This is a genomic window from Gangjinia marincola (assembly GCF_039523415.1).
In the GTDB taxonomy this organism is placed as follows: domain Bacteria; phylum Bacteroidota; class Bacteroidia; order Flavobacteriales; family Flavobacteriaceae; genus Gangjinia; species Gangjinia marincola.
Genome location: NZ_BAAAFG010000015.1, coordinates 478,310 through 504,034, shown reverse-complemented (window position 1 = coordinate 504,034; position 25,725 = coordinate 478,310). Strand labels below are relative to the sequence as shown.

21 protein-coding genes are annotated in these 25,725 nt (G+C 39.1%); 13 read left to right on the top strand and 8 right to left on the bottom strand.

The genetic code is table 11. The features are described 5' to 3' along the window. Positions 1 to 86: 86 nt before the first annotated feature. Positions 87 to 1,646, top strand: coding sequence for a T9SS type A sorting domain-containing protein (locus ABD000_RS10100; RefSeq protein ID WP_343766842.1), 1,560 nt, complete (start codon positions 87 to 89; stop codon positions 1,644 to 1,646). A 60-nt stretch (positions 1,647 to 1,706) separates the two neighbouring features. Here ABD000_RS10100 and ABD000_RS10095 read toward each other — a convergent pair whose 3' ends face one another. Further along, the gene (locus ABD000_RS10095) at positions 1,707 to 2,600 is read right to left on the bottom strand and encodes an AraC family transcriptional regulator (RefSeq protein ID WP_343766839.1); all 894 of its coding nucleotides are present in this window, start codon (positions 2,598 to 2,600) and stop codon (positions 1,707 to 1,709) included. Between the two features lie 194 nt (positions 2,601 to 2,794). Between ABD000_RS10095 and hemA the strand changes: the two genes are divergently transcribed. The 10 genes from hemA (at position 2,795) to ABD000_RS10045 (ending at position 12,298) form a co-directional block, all read left to right on the top strand. Then, positions 2,795 to 4,048: a glutamyl-tRNA reductase gene (gene hemA, locus ABD000_RS10090; RefSeq protein ID WP_343766836.1), complete on the top strand. Its 1,254-nt coding sequence runs from the start codon at positions 2,795 to 2,797 to the stop codon at positions 4,046 to 4,048. 2 nt (positions 4,049 to 4,050) lie between these two features. Beyond that, on the top strand, positions 4,051 to 4,956 hold the full coding sequence (gene hemC / locus ABD000_RS10085) for a hydroxymethylbilane synthase (protein WP_343766834.1): 906 nt from the start codon (positions 4,051 to 4,053) through the stop codon (positions 4,954 to 4,956). Between the two features lie 8 nt (positions 4,957 to 4,964). After that, a complete protein-coding gene (locus ABD000_RS10080; RefSeq protein ID WP_343766832.1) occupies positions 4,965 to 5,642 on the top strand; it encodes a uroporphyrinogen-III synthase in 678 nt (225 codons plus the stop codon). A 59-nt stretch (positions 5,643 to 5,701) separates the two neighbouring features. Beyond that, on the top strand, positions 5,702 to 6,727 hold the full coding sequence (gene hemE / locus ABD000_RS10075; protein WP_343766825.1) for a uroporphyrinogen decarboxylase: 1,026 nt from the start codon (positions 5,702 to 5,704) through the stop codon (positions 6,725 to 6,727). After that, the gene (gene hemF / locus ABD000_RS10070) at positions 6,724 to 7,632 is read left to right on the top strand and encodes an oxygen-dependent coproporphyrinogen oxidase (protein WP_343766823.1); all 909 of its coding nucleotides are present in this window, start codon (positions 6,724 to 6,726) and stop codon (positions 7,630 to 7,632) included. Before hemE ends, hemF begins: the two co-directional genes overlap by 4 nt. Before the next feature lie 63 nt (positions 7,633 to 7,695). Beyond that, on the top strand, positions 7,696 to 8,688 hold the full coding sequence (hemB, locus tag ABD000_RS10065; protein ID WP_343766819.1) for a porphobilinogen synthase: 993 nt from the start codon (positions 7,696 to 7,698) through the stop codon (positions 8,686 to 8,688). An 88-nt stretch (positions 8,689 to 8,776) separates the two neighbouring features. Next, the gene (locus ABD000_RS10060) at positions 8,777 to 9,874 is read left to right on the top strand and encodes a CNNM domain-containing protein (protein WP_343766818.1); all 1,098 of its coding nucleotides are present in this window, start codon (positions 8,777 to 8,779) and stop codon (positions 9,872 to 9,874) included. Continuing rightward, complete coding sequence (locus ABD000_RS10055; protein WP_343766815.1) at positions 9,871 to 10,347, top strand: methylated-DNA--[protein]-cysteine S-methyltransferase; 477 nt, start codon at positions 9,871 to 9,873, stop codon at positions 10,345 to 10,347. The genes ABD000_RS10060 and ABD000_RS10055 overlap by 4 nt, the downstream gene beginning before the upstream one ends. 76 nt (positions 10,348 to 10,423) lie before the next feature. Further along, entirely contained in the window at positions 10,424 to 11,578 is a 1,155-nt protein-coding gene (locus tag ABD000_RS10050) for a serine hydrolase domain-containing protein (RefSeq protein ID WP_343766811.1), read from the top strand. Between the two features lie 6 nt (positions 11,579 to 11,584). Beyond that, a complete protein-coding gene (locus ABD000_RS10045; protein WP_343766808.1) occupies positions 11,585 to 12,298 on the top strand; it encodes a 3'-5' exonuclease in 714 nt (237 codons plus the stop codon). Between the two features lie 81 nt (positions 12,299 to 12,379). Here the strand turns inward: ABD000_RS10045 and ABD000_RS10040 are convergent, their stop codons facing one another. Further along, the gene (locus ABD000_RS10040; RefSeq protein ID WP_343766802.1) at positions 12,380 to 15,490 is read right to left on the bottom strand and encodes a S8 family serine peptidase; all 3,111 of its coding nucleotides are present in this window, start codon (positions 15,488 to 15,490) and stop codon (positions 12,380 to 12,382) included. Between the two features lie 262 nt (positions 15,491 to 15,752). On the opposite strand from ABD000_RS10040, the gene ABD000_RS10035 reads away from it, so the two are divergent. Further along, positions 15,753 to 17,435, top strand: a complete 1,683-nt coding sequence (locus tag ABD000_RS10035; RefSeq protein WP_343766796.1) for an ABC transporter ATP-binding protein — start codon at positions 15,753 to 15,755, stop codon at positions 17,433 to 17,435. 186 nt (positions 17,436 to 17,621) lie between these two features. Here ABD000_RS10035 and ABD000_RS10030 read toward each other — a convergent pair whose 3' ends face one another. From ABD000_RS10030 to trhO, 6 genes are all read right to left on the bottom strand, one after another. After that, positions 17,622 to 18,275, bottom strand: coding sequence for a CoA transferase subunit B (locus tag ABD000_RS10030; protein WP_343766794.1), 654 nt, complete (start codon positions 18,273 to 18,275; stop codon positions 17,622 to 17,624). A gap of 134 nt (positions 18,276 to 18,409) precedes the next feature. Then, positions 18,410 to 19,114: a CoA transferase subunit A gene (locus tag ABD000_RS10025; RefSeq protein ID WP_343766792.1), complete on the bottom strand. Its 705-nt coding sequence runs from the start codon at positions 19,112 to 19,114 to the stop codon at positions 18,410 to 18,412. A 101-nt stretch (positions 19,115 to 19,215) separates the two neighbouring features. Then, a complete protein-coding gene (locus ABD000_RS10020) occupies positions 19,216 to 21,531 on the bottom strand; it encodes a penicillin-binding protein 1A (protein ID WP_343766790.1) in 2,316 nt (771 codons plus the stop codon). Between the two features lie 5 nt (positions 21,532 to 21,536). Next, a complete protein-coding gene (locus tag ABD000_RS10015; RefSeq protein ID WP_343766787.1) occupies positions 21,537 to 22,025 on the bottom strand; it encodes a gliding motility lipoprotein GldH in 489 nt (162 codons plus the stop codon). Beyond that, on the bottom strand, positions 22,015 to 23,175 hold the full coding sequence (locus ABD000_RS10010; protein ID WP_343766784.1) for a PSP1 domain-containing protein: 1,161 nt from the start codon (positions 23,173 to 23,175) through the stop codon (positions 22,015 to 22,017). The genes ABD000_RS10015 and ABD000_RS10010 overlap by 11 nt, the downstream gene beginning before the upstream one ends. A 104-nt stretch (positions 23,176 to 23,279) precedes the next feature. Continuing rightward, positions 23,280 to 24,311, bottom strand: a complete 1,032-nt coding sequence (gene trhO, locus ABD000_RS10005; RefSeq protein ID WP_343766781.1) for an oxygen-dependent tRNA uridine(34) hydroxylase TrhO — start codon at positions 24,309 to 24,311, stop codon at positions 23,280 to 23,282. A 367-nt stretch (positions 24,312 to 24,678) separates the two neighbouring features. Here trhO and recA point away from each other — a divergent pair, with 367 nt between their 5' ends. Beyond that, positions 24,679 to 25,686, top strand: coding sequence for a recombinase RecA (gene recA, locus ABD000_RS10000; RefSeq protein WP_343766778.1), 1,008 nt, complete (start codon positions 24,679 to 24,681; stop codon positions 25,684 to 25,686). Positions 25,687 to 25,725 lie beyond the last annotated feature (39 nt).

Below are 25,725 nucleotides of genomic sequence, written 5' to 3'. Positions count from 1 at the left end.
AACTCAGGAACTTGCTTTAGCAATTTTGCCAGTGACAGCAGTACATCTTGCTTGTATTATTGTAGTAAATTCTTAAAACACTTATAATGAAAAAGACTTTACTTTTTATGCTAGGCGTAAGCCTAGCAAATTTAATGCACGCGCAAATTTATGTAGACCAAACTGCTACTGGAGACAACAATGGTACTAGCTGGGATAACGCGTATGTTGATCTACAAGATGCACTGACTAATGCTAATCCAAATGATGAAATCTGGGTCGCTCAAGGAAGATATGTACCTCCACAAGCAGGACGATTTGCTTCTTTTATTACCCAACCTTCTCAAATCGGTCTAAAAATTTACGGCGGATTTAATGGTATAGAAACTGCACTAAACCAGCGTGATTTTAGAAATAATCCAACAGTTCTAGATGGCGATAAGAACGGAGATGATACTCCGGGAGTCATTGATGCTAATAATGCATTTAGACAAGATAATGTCTATAATGTAGTCTTAATACAAGGAGATGACGTCACTATTGATGGTTTCACCATAGAAAATGGACATGCAAACGGTAATGATCTTCCTCAACAAAATGGTGCTGCCATTAGAAAAACTCAAGCTCCAGCGAAACTGACCGTAAAAAATTGTTTGATCACAAATAATTACGCTAATACCAGTGCTGCAGGTATTTTCTTTTGGGTTGACAAGGTAGGTTCTGAATTGATCGCAGAAGGAAATGTATTTACGAATAACAGAGCTCAGTGGGGCACAGGCATTTATGCTGTATTATTAGACCCTAATCCTACTGCTACGATGGACGTGCGCGTTTTAGGAAATTTATTTGCGAAGAACGAGGCCATAGGTGGTAATTCTTTAGGTGCTAGCGCACTTTGGGTAAGGGGCCTTGCTACACAGGGAATAGTTGATGTAGATATTATTAACAATACGATCTACAACAACGTAGATAATGTACTCTCTAATCAAGGAGAAACCAGAACCACGGTAGGCGTAGACGCTGTAGGAACAAGTACTATTTCCACTACCTATGCAAATAACATTAATGATAATAATGCAGATTTAAGCGGTACAGTCGCTTCAAATAATATTATGACTGTTTTAAGCGGGACCTATTTAGGTAATGAAGCAGATGTTTTTATAAATAACAATCTAACTGATGTAAGTTTTGGTGGTGCGGCAGACATTCCGCCCGCTTCATTAGCTAATAACATTTTAGGAAACCCATCTTATGTTGATGAAGCAAATAATGATCTTAATTTAGTTCAAGGATCTTTGGGAATAGACGCAGGAGATAATACCTCGCTCCCAGCAGGATTTACAAGTGACTTAGCTGGTAATCCAAGAATCGTCAATACTACTGTTGATGCAGGAGCTTTTGAATTTCAAGGAAATCTTTCTGTAAGTAGCCTGAACAAAGAAAATTTCAAATTATCTTTTTATCCTAATCCGGCAACAGATGTTCTAACGATTAATGCTGAAAACAAAAAATTGACAGAAATTTCTATCTTCAGTCTACAGGGAAGAAAGATTTTGCAATCAAAAAATAATACAGTCGATGTGAGCAAACTGCAAGCGGGAATATACTTGGTCAAAGCTGTATCACAAGAAGGAATAATAATGACCAAAAGATTTATAAAAAAATAAGATCTTCAAACACCCAGAATCGTTTATTTAATCCTTTGGTCATTTTGACCAAAGGATTTTCTAATTTTGAGTTTGCATGTACTGCTTTGGTGTGATTCCAAACTTCTTTTTAAACGCTGCAATAAAGTGGCTTGATGTGCTATATCCTATTTTTAAACCCACTTCATTCACATTGTGTTGCCCTTTTTCTAATAAACTACGGGCGTATTCTAATTTATAATCTACTAAAAACCCGTAAACAGTATCCCCGTATATTTCCTTGAATCCTTCTTTTAGTTTTTTGAGAGATAATCCTATTTTCTCAGAGAGTTCCTGCAAGGTAGGAGGCTCTGCCATATGCTCAATAATAAGCTGTTTGGCCATTTTTATTTTGCGCACATTCTCTTCATCTGCTAAAAAAGGGCATTGTTCAACATCTGGCTCATCGGGATGATTAAAATATAATCCAATAAGTTCGTATGCCTTTCCTTTAAGGTAAATATCACGGACAGATTCGTGTAAATTAAAATTGAGCATTTGATTAAGCACTACTGCCGTAGAGGGAGAAATCACACCGTCTTTATAGTACTTCTTACTCTTATTCTCCTCGCTCAAAAAGTCAACATAGCTAGCCTCTTGGGAAAAGAGCGTATGAAATTTTTTCAGGTGAACTAATATTGAAACTAACCAAGAGTTTTCAGCAATCTGTAAATGCAAAGGCAAATCCTGCTGCGGATTATACAGTAGCAATGACTTCTGTTCGCTTAAGGGCAAGCGGTAGTTTCCGTTATTAAAAACAAAAATTCCGTTTCCCTTAGCACAAAAATGAAACTGAATATAAGAGCTATCTACCTGATGCTTAAATTCTTCCAGAGAATCAGAATTATTTTTATGGGTGATGATGATAAAGTCATCTTCTATGTTTACCAATTCGCTTGAACTTCTAGCGACATTTTTTTCAATATTTTGTTTCATACCTATACTTTATTATTTAGAATTATTCCAAATAAGAGTCTTTAATCCTCCTAATTTATTGACATTTGATGATATTTCAGTCAAAAATAATTAAATTAGTTCGATACGAACCGCTATCGTTATAATTAGTACTTATAGCGTTATCTAATTAGATGCTTGCCACCTAATTTTGCATTCCAATTGTGTTAGAGTCTATGCAGAATAGAAAAGAGGCAGGTAGTTCTATCTTTTACGTGATAGGATTAAGCTACAAAAAAGCCGACGAAGAAGTTCGTGGTCATTTTAGCTTGTCTGAAGACGCTAAACGCAATGTCATTCTTCAAGCTAAAGAACAACATATTCCCGCCGCTTTAGTTGTTTCCACCTGTAACCGTACTGAAATTTACGGTTTTGCGCAGCACCCCTATCAACTTATCAAGATTTTGTGTGAAAATACCGTTGGAACAGTAGAAGAGTTTGAGGAGGTTTCTTACGTATACAAAAATAATGATGCTATTGAGCACATGTTCAATGTAGGTACCGGGCTTGACAGTCAAATACTGGGTGATTTCGAAATTATAAGTCAGCTCAAAAAAGGCTTTAAAGAAGCTAAAAAGCATCATATGACCAATCCGTTTTTGGAGCGACTGCTCAATGCGGTGATCCAGGCAAGTAAACGCATTAAAAACGAAACGAATCTTTCTACAGGAGCGACTTCGGTAAGCTTTGCATCGGTCAAGTACATCTTAGAAAATGTTCCAGAAGTCTCTGAAAAAAATATTTTACTTTTTGGAACTGGAAAGATCGGTCGTAATACCTGTGATAATCTCGTAAAACACATCGATAACAAGCATATTACGTTAATAAACCGTACTAAGGATAAAGCCGAAGCACTAGCTGGAAAATTTGATATTACCGTAAAAGATTACGCCAATTTACAGGCAGAAATTAGGCAGTCTGATGTTTTGATCGTAGCAACCGGTGCGCAGCAACCTACCATTTCAAAAGAGTTACTATATCCCCAAAAAGAGCTACTCATTTTGGATCTATCTATCCCAAAAAATGTGGCTAACGATGTAGCAGAAATTCCCGGAGTAACCTTAGTCCATCTGGATGATTTATCAAGGATGACAGATGAAACCATTGAGAATAGAAAAGAAGCCATTCCGCTTTCGCGGAAAATCATCAGCGAAGTAAAAGCAGATTTTGACACATGGTTGGCCTCCCGAAAATTCGCACCAACCATCAAAGCACTTAAAACAAAGTTAGAGACCATCAAAGATGCCGAAGTTGATCACCAACGCAAAAAAATATCCAACTTTGATCAGGATCAAGCCGAAATTTTAAGCTCTCGCATCATTCAAAAAATCACTACGCACTTTGCCAATCACCTCAAAGAAAACAGCACTGATGCCGAAGATAGTTTGACGTTGATTCATAAAGTATTTCAGTTAGATCATACCAACTAAGCATGTCAAAGGTCATAAGAATAGGGACCAGAGATAGTGAACTTGCACTCTGGCAAGCAAACACGGTTAAAGATCAATTGGAAGAATTAGGCCATCAATGTTCACTCGTTCCGGTAAAATCAACCGGGGATATTGTGCTGGATAAACCCCTATACGAATTAGGTATAACCGGGATATTCACTAAAACACTGGACATTGCTATGCTCACCGGTCAAGTTGATATCGCGGTACACAGCATGAAGGATGTTCCTACCGCTTTACCGCATGGCATCGTCAAAGCTGCGGTTTTAAAACGACATAACGCCCAAGACATTTTAGTGCATAAAGGAAATCTGGACTTTTTAAAAACTAAGGGCAAAATCGCTACCGGAAGCTTACGCCGAAAAGCACAATGGTTACATCGTTTTCCTGATCATGAGGTAACAGATTTGAGGGGGAATGTAAATACCCGACTCCAAAAATTGAAGGATTCCGATTGGGATGGGGCCATCTTTGCCAAGGCAGGCTTAGAGCGAATAAACGTTTTACCTTCTCATCACACCGTATTGGATTGGATGCTTTCTGCCCCAGCGCAAGGTGCCATGATGGTAGTTGCATTACAAAAAGATGAAGAAATTTTAGAGGCACTTGCTCCCTTAAATCATCATGAGTCTGATATTTGCACATACATAGAACGTGACTTCTTACGCACCTTAGAAGGTGGATGCACGGCTCCTATCGGGGCTTTTGCATCCATAGAAAATGACATCATTTCCTTTCATGGCGTTTTACATTCGCTCAATGGCAAAGAGAAAATTAAGGTCGACAAAGAGTTGCCCATAATTCAATACAAGAATATGGGTAAGGAATGTGCCCAAATATTACTACATAACGGGGGCGCCAAGATGATGAAACGAATTAAAGAGTAGATGGGGTAATGCGCATTCTCTCCACCAAAATATTGACCTTAGCTCAAAAAAATCATCTCATTCATGCTGGTTTTCATTATGTGGAGCGAAATTTTATTGAAACTCTAGCGATAGATTTTGACGTTCCGCAAAATACTGAGCACATCATTTATACCAGTCAGAAGGCTGTTGAAGTAATAGCAGAAAAGCGGGACCAAATTAACTTGCAACATGCTCATATCTATTGCGTAGGTGAGAAAACAGCTGCCTTTGCTAGAGAAATTGGATTTCATGTTGTTGAAATTGCCCCGAACGCAGCAGATTTAGCTAAAAAGCTTATTGAATCCTACGCAGATAAGGCTTTTACCTTTTTCTGCGGAAAACAACGTAGAGATGAGCTGCCTCATGCATTGAAGGAAGCTAAGATTAGGGTTGAAGAAATTGTGGTTTATAAAACTATGCTCACTCCTGAAGAATTAAGAGGTCATTTTGACGGTATTCTTTTTTTTAGCCCAAGTGCCATTCAAAGTTTTGTGTCTAAGAATACTTTTTCAGAAGAAGTAACCGCATTTTGTATTGGTGCGACCACCTCTAAAGAAGCTGAAAAGCACACAAAAAACATTGTGGTAGCCAATCATCCTTCCGTAGAGAATGTATTGGTACAGGTAATAAAGAAATTAAATAGGTCATTTCGACAAGCTCAATGACCAGAATACGAAATATACTATTAAAACGAATCCTAGGCAGGAATTTAGGATAACATATTATGATAAAAAACGATCTATTTCTAAGAGCATTAAAAGGGGAAAGCGTAAACCGCCCGCCGGTTTGGATGATGAGACAAGCAGGACGTTATCTGCCAGAATTTATGGCGCTCAAGCGTAAATACGATTTCTTTACACGTTGCCGTACGCCAGAATTGGCTTCAGAAATCACGGTGCAACCTATACGTATCATAAAACCAGATGCGGCGATCTTATTCTCAGATATTTTGGTGATCCCGCAGGCCATGAATATTGATGTTGAAATGAAAGAAGGGATTGGACCTTGGTTACCTAATCCAGTTCGCACAACGGCAGATGTAGAACAAGTGATTGTTCCAAATATTGAGGAAACCTTAGGGTATGTGATGGATGCTATTGATATGACCAAGGAGATGTTGAATGATGACGTCCCGTTGATTGGTTTTGCAGGATCCCCATGGACTATTTTATGCTACGCGGTAGAAGGTAGAGGCTCTAAGAGTTTTGATAAGGCAAAACGTTTTTGTTTCTCTAATCCGCAAGCAGCTCATGCACTGCTTCAAAAAATAACAGACACTACAATTCTTTACCTAAAAGAAAAAGTAAAACACGGCGTGAATGCAGTACAAATTTTTGATAGTTGGGGCGGGATGTTATCTCCTGTAGATTATCAGGAATTCTCCTGGCCATACATTAATCAAATTGTAGATGCGCTGGCTGACGAAACTGAAGTCATTGTTTTTGCAAAAGGCTGTTGGTATGCCCTAGAAGATATGGCAAAAAGCAGGGTCTCAGCGCTTGGCGTGGATTGGACGTGTTCCCCGGACCTAGCAAGAAAATTTACGGGTAGTAAGGTCACCTTACAAGGTAATTTTGACCCTTCCAGATTATTTTCGCCTATTCCTGACATTCAAAAAATGGTCAAAGAAATGATCGATGGCTTTGGGAAAGATAAGTATATCGCCAATTTGGGGCACGGTATATTACCAACAGTGCCCGTAGATCATGCAAAAGCATTCGTAGATGCGGTGAAAGCATATGAGGCATGAAAGAGCAATTCTTAACATACATAAATCATCTACAAAACACCATTTGCCAAGCCTTTGAGAAAATCGATGGTAGAGCGACTTTTCAAGAGGATTTTTGGGATCGTCCCGAAGGTGGCGGAGGCAGATCGCGCATCATAGAACATGGAAATGTCTTTGAAAAAGGCGGTGTTAATACCTCAGCGGTACACGGCACACTACCCCAATCCATGCAAGCCTACTTTGGGGTTGAAGATGCAGACTTTTTTGCTTGTGGTATTAGTCTGGTAATGCATCCGTATAATCCGTTTGTACCAACAGTTCACGCAAATTTTAGATACTTTGAGATGTATGATAAACAAGGGGAAATTGTAGATCAATGGTTTGGTGGCGGATTAGATTTAACTCCGTACTACGTATTTGAAGAAGACGCCTCTCATTTTCATCAGGTGTGTAAAGCTGCTTGCGATCAACATGATAAATCTTTTTATCCCGCGTATAAAAAACGTTGTGACGAATATTTCTGGAATGCGCACCGCGATGAAGCACGTGGCGTAGGCGGATTATTTTTTGACTATTGCAAAGCAACCAGCGAAATGAGCATGCAGGACTGGTTTGCCTTTGTGACAGAGGTAGGCGATCATTTTTTAGAAGCCTACATTCCTATTGTTGAAAAAAGAAAAGACACTCAGTTTAAGGCTTCTCATAAACGCTGGCAAGAAATACGCCGTGGGCGATACGTAGAGTTTAATTTAGTGCATGACAAAGGCACCTTATTTGGGCTTAAAACTAATGGGCGTATTGAAAGCATTCTTATGAGCCTACCCCCAACCGTTCAATGGAAATACAATTATCATCCTGAAGAAGGTAGTGCAGAAGAAGAGCTGATTAATACTTTAAAAGAACCTAAAGAGTGGGTCAATCCCTAAAACCAAATCTCAGTTTTCTTTGTGTTTAAATGCTAAAAATTTACTGATAAAACATCGACATTTATGTTCCCATTAAGAAGAAACCGCCGCTTAAGAACAAATGAAGCTATTAGAAGCTTGGTACGAGAAACGATCATTAGCCCGAATGACTTTATTGTTCCGCTGTTTGTGGTCGAGGGAAAAAGCGTGAAAGAAGAAATTCCTTCTATGCCTAATTATTACCGCATGAGTTTAGACCTATTAAAAAATGAGGCCAAAGAATTATGGTCGTTAGGCCTCAAATCTGTGCTGCTGTTTGTCAAAGTTGATGACCAGTTAAAAGACAATGCAGGCACAGAAGCACTTAATCCTATTGGCTTAATGCAACAGGCAATTAAGACCGTAAAAGATGCCGCACCAGGGATGTTAGTAATGACAGATGTGGCGCTTGATCCTTATTCTATCTATGGGCATGATGGCGTGGTTGAAGAAGGCATCATCGACAATGATGAAACTAATCACATCCTAGCAAAAATGAGCGTTTCTCATGCTCAAGCAGGAGCAGATATCGTAGCGCCCAGTGACATGATGGACGGCAGAATTTTAAGCATACGTCAAACCCTTGAAAATGAAAATTTTCAGGAGGTAGGGATCATGAGTTATAGCGCTAAGTACGCCTCGGCCTTTTATGGACCGTTTAGAGATGCATTGGACTCAGCTCCCGTGGATCAAAAAAATATCCCACAAGATAAAAAAACCTATCAGATGGATCCTGCCAATCGGGATGAAGCCATTAAAGAAACCTTGATGGATATTGAAGAAGGAGCAGACATTGTCATGGTGAAACCCGGCTTATGCTATTTAGATATCGTGAGAGATATCAAAGAAGTGGTTGACGTACCAGTTGCCGTATATCAAGTAAGTGGTGAATATGCGATGCTCAAAGCAGCGGCAGAGAAAGGATGGCTGGATCATGATGCCGTAATGATGGAACAGATAACCGCCGTTAAGCGTGCGGGAGCTAATATGATCGCTTCTTATTTTGCAAAGGACGTAGTGAGGTATCTTCAGCAATAGCCAATAACGAAGCTGCAAAGGTGTTATCATTTCTTTAATAGTTTATGCGCGTGTAAATTGTGTACCTTAGCAGTAAGAACAAACATTCATGAGCCTACTTCTTTTTTACGCTTTTATTTCTATTTTCTTTTCGTTTTTATGCTCAATTCTAGAGGCAGCGCTACTTAGTGTTACCCCAACCTTTATCAATATCAAAAAAGAAGAAGGCAAGAGTTATGCAACGACCTTAGAACATCTTAAAGAAGACGTCGATAAGCCACTTATCGCGATTCTTACACTTAATACCATTGCACATACGGTTGGAGCGATATTAGTGGGTGTTCAAGCCGAAAAGCTTCCGTATAAGGTAGAGCTTTGGGGAATCAATATGGTAGGAATTGTTTCTGCGATTATGACCTTTTTGATTTTAGTGCTTTCTGAAATTATCCCAAAGACCATCGGCGCTACCTACTGGCAAGGATTGGCGAACTTTACATCAAAAACCTTAACTATCATGATATTTCCGCTTAAATACACGGGAATATTGTGGTTCTTACAACTCACCACCAAACTCATTGGTAAATCTGAACACGGCAGCGTACTTACACGTGAAGACTTCTCTGCCATGGCACAAATAGCCGAAAAAGAAGGTGTATTCGAAAAATCTGAATCTAAGATCATCAACAATCTGCTTAATTTTCAGCAAATTCAGGCGAAGGATATCATGACGCCACGCACTGTAATGAAAATTGCTTCTGAAGAAAAAACGGTCAGAGAATTTTTTGAGAATAACCAAAGTCTACGTTTTTCACGTATCCCCGTATATAAAGGCAGCGTTGATAATCTGGATGGGCATGTTTTAAAGGCTGAGGTGTATAAAGAAATGGCTAAAGGCAACGGTGGCATGAAACTGGCTGAGCTCAAACGTGATATTATGATCACGAATCGCAATATTCCGATCCCAGAATTATTTGAAAAGTTTGTTGAAACCCGAAATCATATCGCGCTTGTGGTAGATGAATACGGTACGATCAGTGGTTTAGTCACGATGGAAGATGTGATTGAAACCTTACTGGGTCTGGAAATTATGGATGAAAGTGATCACGTGGAAGACTTACAAACCTTAGCCCGCCAAAACTGGGAAAAACGTGCTGAAGAACTAGGCTTATTACAAGAACTCTTCGATAATAAATCTAAAGAAGAATGAAAACAGCAGTGATGGATACGCCCATAGGCGCACTGCAAATCAAAGGAGATCAAGATGGAATTTGCGAGGTACTTTTTATTGAAGATACCGATTTTACTCAACCCCAAGAAATTCCGTCGCTACTGTGGGATGCTGTAAATCAACTTCAAGAATACTTTGATCAAAAAAGAACATTCTTTGATTTAAACCTAAATCCCGTCGGGACAGATTTTCAGAAAAAAGTCTGGAGAGTACTGGCTGATATTCCCTTTGGTAAAACAACCTCGTATTTAGCTATTGCCAAACAATTAGGGGACCCTAAAGTAATTCGTGCAGCAGCCTCAGCCAATGGCAAAAACCCCATTTCAATCATCATTCCATGTCATCGCGTGATTGGGAGCGATGGGTCCTTGACGGGTTATTCCGGCGGACTCCACCGTAAGAAATGGCTGCTGGCACATGAAAGTCCGGTGACACAGCAATCTTTATTTTAGGTAGCCTTAAGTTATTCGATTAGTACATCGACTGATTGATAACAATTTTTTATCTTTCTTTTTTAAATCCTCTCCTTTGAAAAAAATACTATCCTTTTTTAAATGGTTGCTGGCTGTGTTGCTTCTGCTCATTGCACTCCTTTACATCACCGATTATGATTATATCTTAAAAGGAGTACGTGTGGTATATATGACCGGTCATACCACAGCTTTCATTGATGATCATGTCTATTTTGAGAATGATACTATTAACAGTGGTCAACCTCAACAATGGCCATTGCATAAAGCCTATAATTCTGTTGAGGTAACCGAAGAACTTTCAGAAGTAAATCAAAAACTGGGAACCATTGCCTATGTCATCATTAAAAACGACAGCATTTGGTTTGAAGAATATGCGGAAGATTATGGTACCTACTCACATACCAACAGTTTCTCCATGGCAAAAAGCATAACCACGGCACTAATGGGAAAAGCCATACAACAAGGTAAAATCAAAGGATTAGATCAAAAAATTACCGACTTCTATCCTGAATTTGCTAATGCGGAAGCTACTGTGGGCGACTTAGCCTCGATGACATCAGGTATGAATTGGGAAGAAAGCTACAAGAGCCCCTTTAGCATCACAGCGCGTGCTTATTACGATGATGATTTAGCCGAAACCATACTGGATCAAGAATTTACCCAAACACCGGGTGAGGCATTTCAATATAAAAGTGGAAATACACAGCTATTAGGAATGATTATTCAAAAAGCAACCGGTCAAAAACTTGCTGATTACCTGTCAGTATCTTTTTGGAAACCTATGGGCATGAGCGACTCGGCCTACTGGCAATTAGATGATGATGAAAATGAGTTAGCCAAAGCTTATTGTTGTATTGCTAGCAATGCACTGGATTTTGCACGCTTTGGTAAGTTGTTTAAAGATGGAGGATCTTGGAATGGAAAGCAGCTCCTGGACTCAGCTTTTGTCGCTACTGCTACTAAACCACGTTTTAAAGGAGAGCCCTATGGCTACGGCTTTTGGATAAGCAATCACATGAATAAAGATATTTTTGTGATGCGCGGTATATTAGGGCAGTATGTGATTACTATACCAAAAGATAATGTGATCATTGTTAGACTTGGTCACCAAAGGGGTACAAAAACCGGTAATAATGCCTTTACCAATGATTTTTATACCTTTATTGAAGAGGGATATACAATGATGAAAAATGCCAACCTTCTTAAATAAAACGCGGTGCTTTCAAAACTCAACATAGAACATATACTTTTCTTAGACATTGAGACTGTCCCAGAGTATGAGAATTTTGATTCGCTAACTCCTGAAAAAAAAGCCCTGTGGGAACATAAATCTCAATACCAACGAAAAGAAGATTACACGGCCGAAGAATTTTATGACCGTGCCGGTATTTGGGCTGAGTTTGGCAAGATCATTTGTATTTCTGTGGGTTATTTTAAAAATAAAGGGGACATTAGAAACTTTAGAACTACAACCTTTTATGGAGAAGAGAAAAGTCTACTGCAAGACTTCAAAAATCTATTAGAAACTCACTTTAATCGACCTCAACATTTGCTATGCGCCCATAATGGAAAAGAATTCGACTTTCCTTATATCGCACGCCGAATGCTGATTCACGGCATTGCACTGCCGTACAAGCTCAATCTTTTCGGTAAAAAACCTTGGGAAGTACCCCATTTAGATACCTTAGAGCTTTGGAAGTTTGGCGATTACAAGCACTATACGTCATTAAAATTACTGACCAATGTATTAGGTATCCCTTCTCCTAAAGAAGATATCGATGGCAGTATGGTAAGAGACGTCTTTTACAAAGAGAACGATCTGGATCGCATCATTGAATACTGCGAACGCGATGTGGTTGCTATCGCTCAGGTTTTGCTTCGGCTTAGGCAAGAGGATTTGTTGGATGCCACCGAAATAACTTCAGTTTAACCCTTTATTAAATAACAAAAAGCCCTCCATCGCATTTGCGACGGAGGGCTTTTCCGCTTGACGGAAAATAATACAACGTTACTATTTTCTAATTAGTTTCTTGGTTTCTATCATTCCATTTGAAGAGGTTATTTTAACCAAATAAACTCCGCTTTCTAAACTAGACACGTCTACATCATCTGTTAATTGATTAGTAGTAATATTAGTATAGGCCTTCGCCATCACTAACCTACCGCGTACATCAAAGATATTCATAGTTACATCTATAGCGTCTCCTTCCACATCTAATCCCATTGTGATTTTTGCAAGATGAGATGCAGGATTTGGAGATATCGTTACGTCCTCTTCTAAGAAAGTAGTTGATGTAGTGTCATATACATTTGTTCCTCCAAGCACAGCAATGCTATTTGTTGCATTAGCTGTATTTGCTGTACCGCGAATGCTTACTTGATCGATATAAATTTGATCTGCATTGGCTGAGGCATCACATCTAAATCTAAATCTGGCGTTAGATGGGAATGCATAGCTTGCGCTAGGAATATTTACCGTTGCTGTATAGAACGTATTGTTCTCAAAGTTAGTTCCTCTAGCGTAAGTCGCGACTGTTCTCCAGCTTGATCCATCATAATACTGTACCCAGAAGTCTTCTCCATTCTCCATGCTGTATGCATAGAAATAAAATTCAACCGATACGTTATCGTAGGCACGTACATCATAAGTTGCTGCGGTTGTCATAGAAGATGCAGTTCCAGAATTATCTCTAATTCTAATAGAATAAGATCCTTCATAAGATCGTGACCCATTATAACGATAGCAATCACTACCACCATCACTCCAGCCATCCCATCCGGTTTCAAAATAACTCGCTAATAACAGGTCGTCCAAAGCTCCCCCACCTCCCGGTACAGAGGTTGTAGTTACAGATACACTATTGCTGCTTGCCGATACGTTACCGGCTGCGTCTTTTGCACGAACGCTAAAACTATACGTCGTTGCTGCGGTCAAGCCTGTGATAGAAGCAGATGTCCCCGCCGTTTCACCTAACAGAGAGCCGCCTTGATATACTTCATAAGCAGTAACACCTACGTTATCACTTGACGCATTCCAAGAAAGATTTACCGTAGTTTCTGTTACGTTTGAGGCGGAAAGGTTAGCCGGTGCACTTGGTGCAATAGTATCTGCTCCATCACCACCATTCTCAACACAGAATGTGGTACTCTCTGAAGTACCGAAGCTTCCGCCAGACTTGATCAAACCTTCTGGTGAAGAAAGTGTATACTGACCATTACCATAAGCACAGCAAATCCCGTCACCGTAACTATCTGTAATGGTAAAGGTGTATTCTCCATCTTCTAAGGCTCCCATAGTGGTATTTACAGTCGTATTTGCAGCGCTGTATCCGCTACCAGAGGCTACTGTCACGCCGATTGCATTCGTAAGTGTCCAAGCAGTTTCTGCAGGATAATTATCTAAGGTAAGTGATAAGGTCACATCATTGGTTACACAAGCTACAGGATCTGTTGGACCTCCACCAGTTGATGATGTTAATCCTGTTACGATAAGACTAAAGTTTTGGCTTCCGCCAGAAAGTGATCCTTTGTTCGTTACCGTGATCGTGTAAGTTCCTGATGCATTTGCAACATCTACACGCTCATATGGATCAACACTGTTGTCTCCTTTTCCATTTGTTGTAATTCCTGTTAATCGATAGGGATTGTATGTATTTCCACTTTTCGTTACCCTAATATCTAAATCATTCACTAATGCCGGGACAGAAGAGTTGGTAGAATTATTTACTTGTCCGGGAACATCTGTCCATGAAATTGAAGCCATGAGCGTATTTACGTCTGCCACATCTACCGTCATGGTATAAGATTGACCAGAAGTCAATGTTAACTCTCTAATATCTGAACCTACCCCATTTGCAGTAATGGCTTCTGCAGCTCTTTTAGTATTCATTAATCCCCATCCATAGACGGCATCTGGACCTGCTGGACCAGCATCATCTGCCGTATGAAGTGCTAACCCTTTTAGCGTAGCCGCACGCATAAACGTTCCATTGAGGTCATTGTAATGTTCTTGTAATAAAAGTAAACTCCCAGTGACATTTGGAGATGCCATCGATGTACCTGTAATACTTGCATAGGCATTATCACTGCTCTCATAAGTAGAGTAAACACTAGTTCCATTACCTGTAATATCTGGCTTTATTCTAAAATCATCAGTAGGTCCTTCACTACTTGAACTGTTGATGGATACGCTAATTAAATCTCCATTAGATGCAATATTTGCATCCTGGGCATTGGCAACTACTAAGTTATTTTTTGAAGTAGAATGTCCCGTCAATTTGTCGTAAGATGAATTTCCACCAAGGGGATTACCGTTATAGCTATTTTGATTTCCATCGTTACCGGCGGCAACGACCATGAGATAATAAGGTGCATTGTGCATTACATTATCCCAATCTCTAGAATCCTGAATGTAAGCACCAAAATACTGATCTGGTACGAGGTCTGAACGGTATCCATAACTGTGGTTAGATAATAACATCCCATTCGCTGCTGCGTTGGTCGCTTCTGCAAGGTCATTGTTCCACATATATCCGCGTACGCGAGAATTTGGTGCCATTCCCTTTGCATTCGCCTGTACGCCAGAAGCAGTGATTGTACCGGTTACGTGAGCCGCGTGAAAATTAAGTTTTGTGCCACCTTCACTAGCCGCATCTTGAATAGTAACTCGGTTTGTGCCACCAGCACCATCGTATTCTTGATGGGTAACTCTCGCATGACCTCCATCCCAAACGTAAGCCGTCATGTTTTGACCATCAAGATTTAATCCAAGACTACCCCCACTATTTAGGTGATCAGCACGAGTCGATCTTGCCGCAGCAACGTTGTATGTTCTGTAATAAATAGGACTTCCATCATCGGCAAAGCGCTGTAACTCTGCAACCCCTCCATCCTGAAGAGTAAGTCTGATGGGTAAATTTCTAGTATTTGCTAATTGAATAGCATTTTGTTTTTCTTTTCGATAGTTATCTGAAAATTGACTCTCCAACTGTATCAGTGTAGAAACATTTGATTTAGACTTAATCGCCTCAAGCTGTGGTTGAGTTTGCGCATGCGCGACGAATCCGCCGGCTAAAACCATCATAGCAATGAGGTTTCCCTTACGTAATAATTTCATTTTCATGAATAAAATAATTAATGATTAGTGTTATGAGTTTTTAACTCGCTATTAAAGATTTATATTATTCTCAAAAATTTGATCAAAAAGAATCACTAATTGAATAAACATTAGAAAATTTTTAAAAACGATTTCAAATAACTGTTAATAAAATCTTAAGTCAAAATTTTTTCGACAAAAGACAACATTTTTATATGTTAAAATTGACAATTTGATAACACTAAATTAATATTGCCCCGATACTGTTAATTGATTGTACATTTGTGTTATGAATCAACAACATCCCCTTGCAAAAATTACTAATCTCTCAATTACATTTTCTCAAAATGAAGAAAAGACCAAGGTTGTTCATACCATTAGCTTTGAAATTCGGTCAAATGAGATATTAGGTGTTGTTGGCGAATCTGGTTCTGGTAAATCGGTCATGTCCCTTTCGCTCATGGGATTACTTCCTGAAACTTCACAAATCGATGCTGATAAGATGTTGTTTCAAGAAAAAGATGTTTCTCGTTTATCTGAAAAAGAATGGCAACGCTTACGCGGAAATGAAATTGCGATGATCTTTCAGGAACCTATGAGTTCCCTCAATCCAAGCATGAGGTGTGGTAAACAGGTTACAGAATTACTTCTCAATCATACAAAACTCACATCTACCGAAGCAAAAAAAGAGGTCATTCAACTATTTGAAAAAGTAAAACTACCCCGACCCGAAGCGATTTTCAAAAGTTATCCCCATCAACTCAGCGGTGGTCAAAAACAGCGCGTAATGATCGCCATGGCCATATCCTGTAAGCCCAAACTTCTCATTGCAGATGAACCCACCACCGCGTTAGATGTAACCGTTCAAAAAGAAATTCTGTCTTTGCTAAAAGAGATACAACAAGAGACTAATATGAGTATTCTTTTTATTTCTCATGATCTGGCCGTGGTAAATAATTTTGCAGATCGGGTCATGGTCATGTATCAAGGCTATATAGTGGAAAAGGGAGAAACTAAACAACTATTTAATCATCCAACTCATCAATACACTAAAGCGCTGATTGGTGCCAGACCAAGTACCACATCGCGCTTAAAACGACTTCCGACTATTAAGGATTTTCTAGAAAACCGAATTTCTTCTGACATCATATCACCTCACCAGCGAGAAGAAAATCACAACCTCATATACAGTAAAGAACCTTTACTTCGTGTTGTGAATGTGAAGAAAGAATACATTTCTAAGACAGGGGTTTTTCAAAAAAATAATATTGTAAAAGCAGTAGATAAAGTATCTTTTGATTTATATGAAGGAGAAACTTTAGGTCTTGTGGGAGAATCAGGGTGCGGAAAATCAACCTTAAGCAGTGTCATTTTACAATTGACTCCGGCTACTAAGGGAGAGATTATTTATAAGGGAAAAGATCTTACTACGCTTTCGCGGAAAGAAATGCAATCCTTAAGGAAAGACATTCAAATTATATTTCAGGATCCGTTTTCTTCCTTAAATCCTAGAATTTCTGTGGGTGAAGCCATCATGGAACCTATGAAAGTACATGGATTGTACGACACCAAAGCCGCCCGAAAAGAAAAAACCATCGAACTCCTCAAACGCGTAGGACTTACCGAAGCTCATTTTTATCGCTATCCGCATGAATTTAGTGGCGGTCAACGCCAGCGCATTGGAATTGCACGCACTATTGCTCTACAGCCTAAGATTATTATTTGTGATGAATCTGTTTCAGCCTTGGATATTTCGGTACAGGCACAAGTACTTAATTTACTTAATGAACTAAAAGAGAACTTTGGATTTTCATACCTCTTTATATCTCATGACCTTGCCGTAGTTAAATTTATGGCCAATAAGTTATTGGTGATGAAGGACGGTAAAATTGTTGAGCAAGGAGAAGCAGATGAGGTTTATACAAATCCTCAAAAAGAGTATACCAAAGAATTGATTAAGGCGATTCCTTAAGGACAAAAAAGTTATAGGCTGTAAAGACCCCAGAGGGTTCGTATTTCGACAGGCTCAATAACCAAGCTTTGGGGTCTATTTTATTTCAGACAAAAAAATCTAAAATGAATGCTTTGTCACTCCTGCGAAGGCAGAAGTCTATTCTATATTAGAAAGTGAAAAAAGTCTGCTTACGCGGATACAATATTAAAACTTCATCTCAGGCACATCACCCTTAACAATGAGTTCACCTTCTGTGGCTTTTTTGATCTCTTCGATAGACACACTCGGTGCACGTTCCAATAATTTAAAGCCGTTTTCAGTTACCTCTAGTACTGCCAGATTAGTGACTATTTTTTTTACACATTCAACTCCGGTGAGCGGCAAAGAGCAGCGTTTTAAAAGTTTGGATTCTCCGCGTTTGTTGGTGTGCATCATCGCCACAATAATATTTTCTGCACTGGCAACTAAATCCATGGCTCCGCCCATGCCTTTTACCATTTTACCCGGAATTTTCCAATTGGCGATATCGCCATTTTCAGCTACTTCCATCGCGCCTAAAATGGTTAGATCAACATGCTGACCTCTAATCATCCCAAAACTGGTCGCCGAATCAAAAAAACTGGCTCCCGGCAAGGTTGTAATGGTTTGTTTACCCGCATTGATTACATCCGGATCTTCTTCACCCTCAAAGGGGAAAGGTCCCATACCTAATACGCCATTTTCACTTTGAAATTCTACCTGGATATCATCCCGTACGTAATTTGCTACTAAAGTCGGTATACCAATACCCAAATTGACATAATATCCATCCTGAACCTCTTGTGCTATTCGCTGCGCAATTTGATTTTTATCTAACATATCTATTCCCTGCGCAGGCAGGGATCTTTTTGATTATTTCTACTTCTGTCATTCCGCACTTGATGCGGAATCTCACTATTTTTAGCTATTAAAATCAAATGGATTCTGTGTCGTAGCACAGAATGACATCTAAATCAATCCTTCTTCTCCCTCACCGTTCTTTGCTCAATTCTCTTTTCATAGTCTTTTCCCTGGATGATGCGATTGACAAAAATACCCGGGATATGAATCTGATTAGGATCAAGACTGCCTGCGGGTAAAAGTTCTTCTACCTCTGCAATTGTGATATTTGCCGCTCCGCACATATTAGGATTAAAATTTCTGGCAGTCCCTTTAAAGATTAGGTTTCCCGCCTCGTCTCCCTTCCACGCTTTGATAAAAGCAAAATCTGCTTTAAAGGCATGTTCTAGCACGTGCATTTTACCGTTAAATTCACGAGTTTCTTTTCCCTGAGCGACTTCGGTTCCATATCCTGCAGGCGTATAAAAAGCGGGTATTCCGGCTTGAGCAGCTCTGCATCGTTCTGCCAGGGTTCCCTGTGGGATTAGCTCTACATCAAGTTCTCCATTAAGCATTTGCCGTTCAAACTCATCATTTTCTCCTACATAAGAAGAGATCATCTTTTTGATTTGCTTTTTCTGCAGTAACAATCCCAGACCAAAATCATCCACCCCTGCGTTATTAGATATACAGGTGAGTTCCTTAAGGTTTAACTCGACCAAATGTGCGATCGCATTTTCAGGTATACCGCTTAAGCCAAATCCGCCTAACATAAAAGTCATTCCGTCACTTACTCCTTCTAACGCTTCTGCTATAGAGTTTACTCTTCGGTTTATCATATTTCTAATATTAACCTCTGAAAATTACGAAAATCAAAATAATTCGGCATAAAAAAGCCCATAAAGATTTTCTTCATGGGCATTAAAATGATGTTATGTTTTTAACGAAAATCTAGCTGTTCATTCACTTGTTCTATTTGATTGAGCTGTTGCTCTCCCAACTCTTTACAATTAACAGAAATAGACAATTTATCGGGTTTTTTAAATCGCTCTTTTGAAACTTCTAACTCTTTATGTTCATATACAGATTTCATATACATCCCCCAAATTGGGAGAGCCATTGTCGCTCCTTGACCTTCATTAGTGCCCGCAAAGTGGACTGCCCGATCTTCGGCACCTACCCATACCCCGGTAACCAGATTTGGAACAATACCCATAAACCAACCGTCACTATTATTTTGAGTGGTTCCTGTTTTTCCTGCGATTGGATTATCAAACTCGTAAGGATAACCTGTCACTCCTTCGTATTTTTTTGTTCCTTTTGCCCAACTACCTCTTAATCTTCTTCCAGATCCTGATTGCGTTACGCCTTCCATCAAATTAAGTGTAACGTAAGCTGTTTCTTTACTCATCACATCATCACTTTCGGGAACATGTTGATATAACACTGTCCCAAATTTATCTTCAATACGATCAATAAAATTTGGTTCAACATAAACGCCCTCATTTGCGAAAGCTGCATAAGCCGAAACCATTTCATATACGCTTAAATCTGGTGTTCCTAGTGAAATGGAAGGTACTGGCGGAATTTTTTCTTTATCAATCCCTAATTTACCTACTAATTCCAACACTTCGTTAGGACCAACCTCATCGATCAAACGTGCTGTGACTGTATTTACAGAGTTGGCCAATGCATCTTTTAGGGTCATCATACCGGCATATTCACCGTCACTATTTCTAGGAGTCCAGTCTTTAGTGTTTCCATGCTTTCCTGCTGGGATCGTATATTGAGAACGGGGTAAACTATCGCATGGTGAACGTTTTACTTGTGCAATGGCCGTAGCATATATAAAAGGTTTAAATGTTGATCCAGCCTGGCGTTTCCCTTGATATACGTGTTCATACTTAAAATGTTTAAAATCAATTCCTCCAACCCACGCTTTTACCGCTCCGGTCTGTGGTTCAATGGATACTAACCCTGTGTTTAAAAAAGATTTGTAATATAATATAGAATCACGCGGAGTCATCGTAGTATCTATGTCTCCTTTCCAAGAAAACACACTCATCTCGATAGGTTGATTAAAGGATGCTTTTATTTTTTCTTCACTAAATCCCTTTGCGCTCATTTGTCGCCAGCGATCTGAAACCTTCATGCTTCGAGTGATTGTTTTTTCAACGTCGTCTTTTGATATATCGCGGAAAGGCGCCGTTTTATTTTTTTTCTGTTCTTCTAGAAATAAACGTTGTAAGTTCGACATATGTTTATCTACAGCGTCCTCTGCTATTTGTTGCATGCGGCTATCAATGGTCGTATAAATTTTTAGTCCGTCCTTGTATAAATTGTATTCAGATCCATCTGGTTTAGGATTTTTTTCAATCCAGTCTCCTAAAAACTTTTGCAGGTGACCTCTAAAGTAAGTTGCAATACCTTCATCATGACCCTCTGGCGAAAAATCTATTTCTAGCGGAAGCTTTTGAAGGGAATCTTTCTCTTTTTGAGAAATAAAACCCAAACGGTGCATATTATAAAACACCTGATTTCTGCGATTTAAATTATTCTGCTTAAATTTTTCCTTACGCGGATTATATAGATCAGGATTTTTAAGCATTGCTGCTAACGAAGCAGACTCCTGAATATTAAGCTCTTCAGGTTCTTTTCCAAAGTAAATTCTAGAGGCGGAACGTATCCCGATTGCCTGATAAATGAAGTCAAACTTATTGAGATACATGGTTAGGATTTCTTCTTTAGTGTACTGTCGCTCTAGCCTGATTGCAATGATCCATTCTTTTGCTTTTTGCGCAATTCTTGATATGATATCACGTGAAGGTTGTTCTGTAAATAAGAGTTTTGCTAACTGCTGGGTGACGGTACTTGCTCCTCCCTTACTTCCTAAATATGCGACAGCCCTTGCCGTTCCCCGTGCATCAATTCCACTGTGTTTATAAAAACGTTCGTCTTCAATTGCGATGATTGCCTGCGGCAGATGATCTGGTAAATCTTCAAATATTACTGGAGTTCTGTTTTCTTTATAATATTTCCCTAGTGTTTTACCATCTGCAGAGAAGATTTCGGTAGCGAGATCGGTTTCAGGATTTTCAAGTTCTTCTAAGGAGGGAAGGGGACCAAATACACCCCAACTTGCTAAAAGAAATACAAGAAATACTAATAACACACCGGTTCCAAATAAACTCCAAAACCACTTTATGTATTTTTTAAAGCCGTTGTTAGAAGAATTCTTCTTAGTTGCTTTTGCCATAATTATTATCTTGTTTTAGGCTTTTCAATTCTAAATCCAACTTCAGTTATTCCTGCTAGGATTTCATCTCCTTCAACAGTGCCGTTTTCGCGCATTGCCTGAAATATTTCTAAGGTATACTCCCCGTCTTCAGAAAAAATAATACCTTCCTTATACCACAGCTTATTTTCTTTAACATCGCTAAATCCCTCTCCCATCCATTCCCCATTTGGAAATGCCATTCTATATTCTAATGTGTCTGTAATTACTTTACCATGAGGGAACTGCATCTTAGTGATAAGAAACAGATTGCTGTATGGAAATGAATTTGTACTGCGAAGATTAATAAATAAATTGTACGTGTTTAATGTGTCTGGCGGCGTCATGGTAAATGTAGCAGGTTGGTCAATCTTCCATCCATTTGATGTAGTTTGATATTCATCAAAGACATGCGTTTCATCGCAACTTACCAAACTGATTATAAGAACAACAAGTATATGTATTTTATTGTGCATTTTTTTGGGACTTGCGCTTTGCTTTTCTTGAAGATTTTTTCCGTTTGTTATTTCTGCTTCTGGGCTTATCAAAACGATTAATGCTGTCTTGACCTACCACATTTTCAAAGTTAGTTGTTTCTTCTACTTCTACTTCTGTGACAAAATCTTCCAGTCCTGCTACCGGTTTTCCACTTTTAGCCCGCTCAATAATTTCATTTGCTTTTACAACAGTAAGCATATGCCAATTTGTCCACTCACCCTCATAGGCATACCAGAGCATTCCTTTAAAAATATCTATTTTTTGACAAATAGCCATTCCCTTTGCTGTCTTTAGTTTTACATCTTGCTTAGGAAAATCCTTTAGTGCATCCAGATATGCATCTAATTCATAGTTGAGACAACATTTAAGTTTGCCACATTGCCCGGCAAGCTTTTGTGGGTTTAGGGATAATTGCTGGTAGCGTGCCGCAGAGGTATTAACAGATCTAAAGTCGGTTAGCCAGGTAGAGCAGCAAAGTTCTCTCCCGCACGATCCTATTCCTCCCAGTCGTGATGCTTCTTGTCTAAAGCCAATTTGGCGCATTTCGATTCGCGTTCTAAACTCTTGTGCAAACTCTCTAATGAGCTGCCTAAAATCAACGCGCTCTTCTGCCGTATAGTAAAACGTTGCCTTTGATCCATCTCCCTGAAATTCGATATCGCTAATCTTCATTTTGAGTTGAAGTCGCAGTGCTATTTCCCGCGCCCGAACTTTCATTGATTCTTCTTTATCGCGTGCCATTTGCCATATATCAATATCTTTTTGTGAAGCTTTACGGTAGATTTTTTTTACTTCTTCGTCTTCCTCTTTCACCTTTTTACGCTTCATTTGAACGCGCACCAGCTCTCCTGTAAGGGTTACAATACCTATATCATGTCCGGGAGAGGCTTCAGTGGCTACAATATCACCAATGCTAAGAGAAAACCGATCTAAGTTTTTGAAAAAGTGTTTACGACCATTTTTAAATCGTACCTCTACAATGTCAAAGGGAGTTGTGCCTTGAGGAGGCCTCATATTTGAAAGCCAATCGAATACGGTAAGCTTATTGCATCCATCGGTACCACAAGTACCATTATTTTTACAGCCTTTGGGCTGCCCGTTTCCTGATTGGCAGGTAGTACATGCCATAGTGTTGGATATATATTGAAATGTCTATCGGACTAGCCGATAACATTGATGATGTTACATAAACGTTAAAGATACCAAATAATTATGGGACCATTTAACGCAACCTATTTTTTAAAGGCTAATTTTTCAGAACGACCCTTTTTAAAGATTTGATTGCTGTTGCCTTTACCTTTTCGCAGGGCTTTTTGTTCTTCATAGGGCAAAGCAGCGATTTCTTTACATTCTTGTGAACAACAGGTATTCATTTTTTCTTGACAGTCTTCACATTGTATAAATAATAAGTGACAGGCCTCATTCGCACAGTTTATATGTACATCTGCCGGTTGCCCACATTGATGACATTGCGCAATCACATCTTCACTAATTCGTTCTGCACGTCTATCATCAAAAACAAAGTTCTTGCCGATGAACTTATTCTCTAGTTCCTTTTCATTCACCTGGCGGGTATATTCAATGATTCCGCCCTCTAATTGATATACGTTTTTAAATCCTTTATGTTTAAAGTAGGCGCTGGCCTTTTCGCAGCGAATCCCGCCGGTACAATACATAAGGAGTTTTTTATCCTCCTTGTGATCTGCAAGCTCCTCTTCAATAATCGGTAGTGAGTCTCTAAAGGTATCTACATCTGGCGTGATGGCTCCTTGAAAATGACCAATCTCGCTTTCATAGTGATTGCGCATGTCTACAATAATGGTGTGATCATCTTCTGCCAGCTCATTAAATTTTTCGGCAGTGACGTGAATTCCCTTGTTAGTAACATCAAAGGATTCATCTTCTAATCCATCTGCTACAATTTTATGGCGCACTTTTACCTTCAGCTTTAAGAAAGATTTACTGTCCTGTTCAATGGCGATATTCAATCGTACATTGTTTAGAAAATAAATAGCGTCTATAAAAGCCTTAAAGGTTGAAAATTTCTTGGCCGGGACAGATAATTGTGCATTAATCCCCTCATGTGCAACATAAATTCGACCTAAAACTTCTAGCTCATCAAAGGCTACAAATAAATGATTTCTAAAAAGTAAGGGGTTACCAATGTGTGCATATTGATAGAAAGAAAGCGTAAGACGTTCTTCACCGGCCTCATCAATAAGCGCTTCTCTTTCTTTAGCACTTAAGGTGTTGTACAGTTGCATGCTATACGTGTTTAAGTGATTAGAATGCAAAGATAGTATTTGCGCGCGCTTTTAAAACAAAAATGCCTTTGATATTGTATCAAAGGCATTTTTACGAAGGCTAATTCGTTATTAAAAATTAATGGGCTCTTAAAAGAGCTTTATCATTAGTCTTACGTTAGCCTCCGTCTAAACAAAAACTGCTCATCACGGGATGCGATGAGCAATTATTATTTGCCGATAAAACATTCTTTATTTGAAATTTCATAGGCGTTGTTCACATTGCTTACTTAATAGATGCAGAAAAATAAAAAAGGTTGCGTCATAAAATTGTACTGGCTAAAAAGAAGTGGTATTTTAGCAGCGATTCAATCTGAAAATTAGACGCATGAGCTCAGAGAAAGAAGCAAAATTAAAAGCATTAAAACTTACCTTAGATAAATTAGATAAAACGTACGGCAAAGGAACGGTCATGAAAATGAGTGATCAATCGGTACAGGATATCCCTGCAATCCCTACGGGTTCTTTAAGCCTGGATGTAGCATTAGGAGTAGGCGGGTATCCTCGTGGTCGTGTCATTGAGATATATGGTCCTGAATCTTCTGGTAAAACAACACTAACATTACACGCAATTGCCGAAGCTCAAAAAGCAGGTGGAATAGCAGCGTTCATTGATGCAGAGCATGCTTTTGATCGTTTTTATGCTGAAAATTTAGGAGTGGATCTGGAAAATCTAATTATTTCGCAACCAGATCATGGGGAACAGGCACTGGAAATTGCTGATAACCTGGTTCGTTCTGGCGCAATTGATATAATCGTCATAGACTCTGTAGCTGCACTTACTCCTAAGAGTGAAATAGAAGGAGAAATGGGAGACTCAAAAATGGGACTTCATGCCAGATTGATGTCCCAGGCCTTAAGAAAGTTAACTGCCTCCATTAGTAAGACAAATTGTACCATGGTATTTATCAACCAATTAAGAGAAAAAATTGGTGTCATGTTTGGAAATCCAGAGACAACTACAGGTGGTAATGCGCTTAAATTCTATGCCTCGGTACGATTAGACATTAGACGTAGCACGCAAATTAAGAATTCAAATAGTGATGTGATGGGTAACCGTACCCGCGTAAAAGTTGTTAAAAACAAGGTGGCACCACCGTTTAAAATGGCTGAATTTGATATTATGTACGGCGAGGGTGTTTCTAAAGTAGGAGAAATCATAGATATAGGTGTTGAATACGAAATTATCAAAAAAAGTGGCTCATGGTTTAGCTATGAAGATACAAAGCTTGGTCAGGGACGAGATGCCGTAAAAAGTCTATTAAAGGACAATCCTGATTTATTTGAAGAACTTGAAAAGAAGATTCACGATTCAATAAAGATAGCGAAAGAATAGTATGCTATAGAAAGTCAAAATGATAAAAATCCTGAAGCT

Excerpts from the sequence above, each read along its gene's own strand:
- hemC (WP_343766834.1), top strand. The coding sequence starts at position 4,051 with ATGTCAAAGGTCATAAGAATAGGGACCAGAGATAGTGAACTTGCACTC.
- ABD000_RS10010 (WP_343766784.1), bottom strand. The coding sequence starts at position 23,175 with ATGGCATGTACTACCTGCCAATCAGGAAACGGGCAGCCCAAAGGCTGT.
- hemF (WP_343766823.1), top strand. The coding sequence starts at position 6,724 with ATGAAAGAGCAATTCTTAACATACATAAATCATCTACAAAACACCATT.
- trhO (WP_343766781.1), bottom strand. The coding sequence starts at position 24,311 with ATGCAACTGTACAACACCTTAAGTGCTAAAGAAAGAGAAGCGCTTATT.
- ABD000_RS10040 (WP_343766802.1), bottom strand. The coding sequence starts at position 15,490 with ATGAAAATGAAATTATTACGTAAGGGAAACCTCATTGCTATGATGGTT.
- ABD000_RS10030 (WP_343766794.1), bottom strand. The coding sequence starts at position 18,275 with ATGTTAGATAAAAATCAAATTGCGCAGCGAATAGCACAAGAGGTTCAG.
- hemE (WP_343766825.1), top strand. The coding sequence starts at position 5,702 with ATGATAAAAAACGATCTATTTCTAAGAGCATTAAAAGGGGAAAGCGTA.
- ABD000_RS10020 (WP_343766790.1), bottom strand. The coding sequence starts at position 21,531 with ATGGCAAAAGCAACTAAGAAGAATTCTTCTAACAACGGCTTTAAAAAA.
- hemB (WP_343766819.1), top strand. The coding sequence starts at position 7,696 with ATGTTCCCATTAAGAAGAAACCGCCGCTTAAGAACAAATGAAGCTATT.
- ABD000_RS10055 (WP_343766815.1), top strand. The coding sequence starts at position 9,871 with ATGAAAACAGCAGTGATGGATACGCCCATAGGCGCACTGCAAATCAAA.
- ABD000_RS10080 (WP_343766832.1), top strand. The coding sequence starts at position 4,965 with ATGCGCATTCTCTCCACCAAAATATTGACCTTAGCTCAAAAAAATCAT.
- ABD000_RS10060 (WP_343766818.1), top strand. The coding sequence starts at position 8,777 with ATGAGCCTACTTCTTTTTTACGCTTTTATTTCTATTTTCTTTTCGTTT.
- hemA (WP_343766836.1), top strand. The coding sequence starts at position 2,795 with ATGCAGAATAGAAAAGAGGCAGGTAGTTCTATCTTTTACGTGATAGGA.
- recA (WP_343766778.1), top strand. The coding sequence starts at position 24,679 with ATGAGCTCAGAGAAAGAAGCAAAATTAAAAGCATTAAAACTTACCTTA.
- ABD000_RS10095 (WP_343766839.1), bottom strand. The coding sequence starts at position 2,600 with ATGAAACAAAATATTGAAAAAAATGTCGCTAGAAGTTCAAGCGAATTG.
- ABD000_RS10100 (WP_343766842.1), top strand. The coding sequence starts at position 87 with ATGAAAAAGACTTTACTTTTTATGCTAGGCGTAAGCCTAGCAAATTTA.
- ABD000_RS10025 (WP_343766792.1), bottom strand. The coding sequence starts at position 19,114 with ATGATAAACCGAAGAGTAAACTCTATAGCAGAAGCGTTAGAAGGAGTA.
- ABD000_RS10035 (WP_343766796.1), top strand. The coding sequence starts at position 15,753 with ATGAATCAACAACATCCCCTTGCAAAAATTACTAATCTCTCAATTACA.
- ABD000_RS10015 (WP_343766787.1), bottom strand. The coding sequence starts at position 22,025 with ATGCACAATAAAATACATATACTTGTTGTTCTTATAATCAGTTTGGTA.